Raw genomic sequence first — 3,421 nt, 5'->3', positions numbered from 1 at the left:
GGGGTATGAATATGGTGAAATTCTCATATCGCCCGACACCTTCCCCGCTGGTGCCCAGCCGGAGAACGGGGACTTCGTAGATTTTCCCTTTTTGTACGGGAATCGCATGTTTTTCCTTCATATAGATCCTTTCCCGGATATACGAAAGCCTCTCCGCAGGTAACGGTATGCTCTATCCTTGCTGGAGAGGCTTTGGTTACATAATAATTTCTGAAACGACCGGTTCCTGTACGGGAGCCGGGCCGTCTAATATGGTAATCTGTTCTGCCGCCTGCCGTGCCAGTTCTTCCATCGGCGCCTGAGAATTGCCGTAGAGCGTGAATAACGGTTCCCCGGCCCGGACCGGGTCATACAATTCTTTGAACAGGCGTATGCCGACCATCGGGTCGATGGCGTCTTCCTTGCGGGCCCGGCCGGCGCCCATGCGCATGGCCAGTTCTCCCAGTGCCCTTCCATGGACGGCCGTGATATAGCCCGTTTCGGCCGATACGGCGGTGTACATCTGCGGGGCCCTGGTAAGGGGCTGCTTCCCGATCCAGGACGCACTGCCGTGCTGGGCCCGGACGAACTGGCGGAATTTTTTCAGGCCTTCCCCGTTCTCTACCAGCCGGCGGATACAGGCCCTGCCTTGTGCTTCATCTGGCACTTTGCCGCCCAGGATGAGCATCTGGCTGCCGATGGCTTCTACGACTTCCATCAGCCGGCGGCCGCCTTTTCCCGACAGGGCTTCTACAGCTTCATCCACTTCCAGGCTGTTGCCGATGGCCGTCCCCAGGGGGGCTTCCATGTAGGTCAGGACGGCCCGCGTCGGACGGCCGGCCAGACGGCCGATATCGACCATAGTCCGTGCCAGCTGACGGGCCCGTTCTTTCGTCTTCATGAAAGCCCCGTCGCCGTATTTGACATCAAGGACGATGGCGTCGGCACCGGAAGCGATTTTCTTGCTCATGATGGAACTGGCGATGAGGGGGATGCTTTCGACGGTCGCCGTCGCATCGCGCAGGGCATAGAGCAGTTTGTCTGCCGGGGCGATTTCACCGGACTGGCTGATAACGGCCATTCCCATGTCCTGCATCTGCCGGAGGAAGGCGTCTTCTGAAAGTTCCGTCTGAAAGCCGGGAATGGACTGGAGTTTATCGATGGTCCCGCCCGTAAATCCCAGGCCCCGGCCGCTCATCTTGGCCACGGGTACACCGGCGGCAGCAACCAGGGGCGCCACGATGAGCGTCGTCGTATCGGCGATGCCGCCCGTACTGTGTTTATCTACTTTGATTCCCGGGATAGAGGACAGATCGACGAGGTCGCCGCTTTCTGCCATGGCCTTTGTCAGGGCTGTCGTTTCCCTTGCATCCATGCCCTTCAGGTACACGGCCATGCACCAGGCAGCGGCCTGATAGTCGGCGATCCGGCCTGCCGTATAATCCCCGATGAAACGGGCAATTTCTTCGTCCGTCAGCACCAGGCCATCCCGTTTATGGGCAATGCAGTCGATAGGCCACATAGGCGTCACCTCAGTTCAGAAAGAAATCCCGTACCGGCCGGAAGCTGCCCCAGGGAGAAGTTATCCATGATGGTCTGTCCCAGGTCGGCATAGGTCTTGCGGATGCCCAGATCGACCGCTTCCGTAAGGGCCGGACTGTAAACGACGAGGGGCACCCGTTCCCGCGTATGGTCTGTCCCTTTCCAGGTCGGGTCATTGCCGTGATCTGCCGTGATCATGAGCAGTTCATCAGGCTGGACCAGGGGCAGGAAATGACCGAGCATATCATCAAATGCTTCGATGCAGGCGGCATAGCCTTCGACGTTACGGCGATGGCCATACTGGCTGTCGAAATCGACGAAGTTGGCCATGAGCAGGCCTTCCCGGTCCCGGTGGGCCAGCAATTGTTCCGTCAGGGCTTTCATGTCTGCCGGATTATCCCCCGTATGGTACGATTCGGTGAGGCCGATGTGTGCGTATATATCGCCGATTTTCCCTACGCCGGAGACAAAGCGTCCCGATTCGGAAAGATAGGAAAAGACCATCTTTTTCTTGGGAAGACGGCTGTAATCCCGGCGGTCGCCCGTACGGATGAAATGGCCCTGTGTCCCGATAAAGGGACGGGCGATGATGCGCCCTACTTCATAGGGGCCGACGCAGACTTCCTTCCGCGTGATTTCGCAGATGCGGTACAGTTCGTCAAGAGGAATGACATCGTTGTGGGCGGCAATCTGAAATACGCTGTCGGCCGATGTGTAGATGATGGGAAGGCCCGTGCGGAAATGATCCGGTCCCAGCCGTTCGATGATTTCCGTACCCGATGCAATTTCGTTACCGATGTAACCGTATCCTGTCTTTTCCGTAAAGGCCTGCAGCAGGTCCGGGGGAAAGGCATGGGGGAATGTGGGGAAGGGCGTTTCCACGATATTCCCCATAAATTCCCAGTGGCCGCTGGTCGTGTCCTTGCCGGCCGATTGTTCTTCCATCAGGCCATAGGATCCGATGACTTCCGTAGGTTCCCGGTGAATATGGGCAATGTTTCCCCAGCCGAGACGGCGCAGATTAGGTACGCGCAGCGGCACCCGGGCATCGATATGTCCGACCGTATCGGCCCCGGCATCTCCAAAGGCTGCCGCATCGGGGGCATCGCCGGCACCGACACTATCCATGACGATGACAATGATTCGTTTAAATTTCATATGATTCACCCCTTTGGGAAATATGTTCTACCTTTTATTATACCATAGGGTTGTTCCGGATGTGCGGAAAAAGGGAGTGTCTCAGAAAAGATATTTTCTGGCTTTCTGGAAATTGGCGATGGTCTTGGCATCGACAATTTCATTTTTGTCGATTAATTGTTCCACTTCTTCCGGCGTATAATATTCCAGGTTCATGAATTCGTCTTCATCGAGGTGCTGATGGCCTTTTTTCAGGTTTTTGGCCAGATAGAGGTATATCCGTTCGTTGCAGAATCCCGGCGACGTATACACGTAGCCCAGGGGCTGGATATCGTCGGAAGAAAAGCCCGTTTCTTCTTCCAGTTCCCGGTGTGCGCATTCTGCCGGATTTTCCCCGTCGTGTTCGATTTTGCCGGCCGGGACTTCCAGCATGGGCTGGGCAGCAGCATAGCGGTACTGGCGGACGAGGATGATTTTGCCATCATCGGTCACCGGTAAAATCGCGCAGGCGCCAAAATGCCATACGGCTTCCCGGGTGGCCGTCTTCGGTTTGCCGCCCTGTCCGTCGTCGATTTCTACCGTATCGACAGTGACATGGAGGACCCGGCCATGTAAAATTTCTTTTCTCGCAATCATGCGTTCTGTACTGATACTCATGTGTATTTCCTCCTCTTTTTTAGTGGCTGGTGGTTAGTGGCTGGTCAATTTTACACCAAAAAGGCTGTCGCATGATGGCGGAACCCTTCTTGCGACAGCCTCTCGT

Annotated in this window: 4 protein-coding genes; all 4 read right to left on the bottom strand. The window is 56.3% G+C overall.

What is annotated here, in order from left to right; genetic code table 11:
• Positions 1 to 121: TRAM domain-containing protein (locus DBO31_RS00020; RefSeq protein WP_150824124.1), on the bottom strand; the 121-nt coding region annotated here is incomplete at its 3' end.
• A gap of 75 nt (positions 122 to 196) precedes the next feature.
• On the bottom strand, positions 197 to 1,501 hold the full coding sequence (locus DBO31_RS00015) for a thymidine phosphorylase (protein WP_150824123.1): 1,305 nt from the start codon (positions 1,499 to 1,501) through the stop codon (positions 197 to 199).
• A 5-nt stretch (positions 1,502 to 1,506) separates the two neighbouring features.
• The gene (locus DBO31_RS00010) at positions 1,507 to 2,679 is read right to left on the bottom strand and encodes a phosphopentomutase (protein WP_150824122.1); all 1,173 of its coding nucleotides are present in this window, start codon (positions 2,677 to 2,679) and stop codon (positions 1,507 to 1,509) included.
• 81 nt (positions 2,680 to 2,760) lie between these two features.
• Positions 2,761 to 3,315: an NUDIX hydrolase gene (locus tag DBO31_RS00005; protein ID WP_059075271.1), complete on the bottom strand. Its 555-nt coding sequence runs from the start codon at positions 3,313 to 3,315 to the stop codon at positions 2,761 to 2,763.
• Between the last annotated feature and the right edge of the window lie 106 nt (positions 3,316 to 3,421).

This window comes from Megasphaera sp. DJF_B143 (assembly GCF_900320625.1).
GTDB lineage: Bacteria > Bacillota > Negativicutes > Veillonellales > Megasphaeraceae > Megasphaera > Megasphaera hexanoica.
The sequence above is the reverse complement of the archived record's forward strand: the minus strand, read 5'-3'. Positions and strand labels throughout refer to the sequence as shown.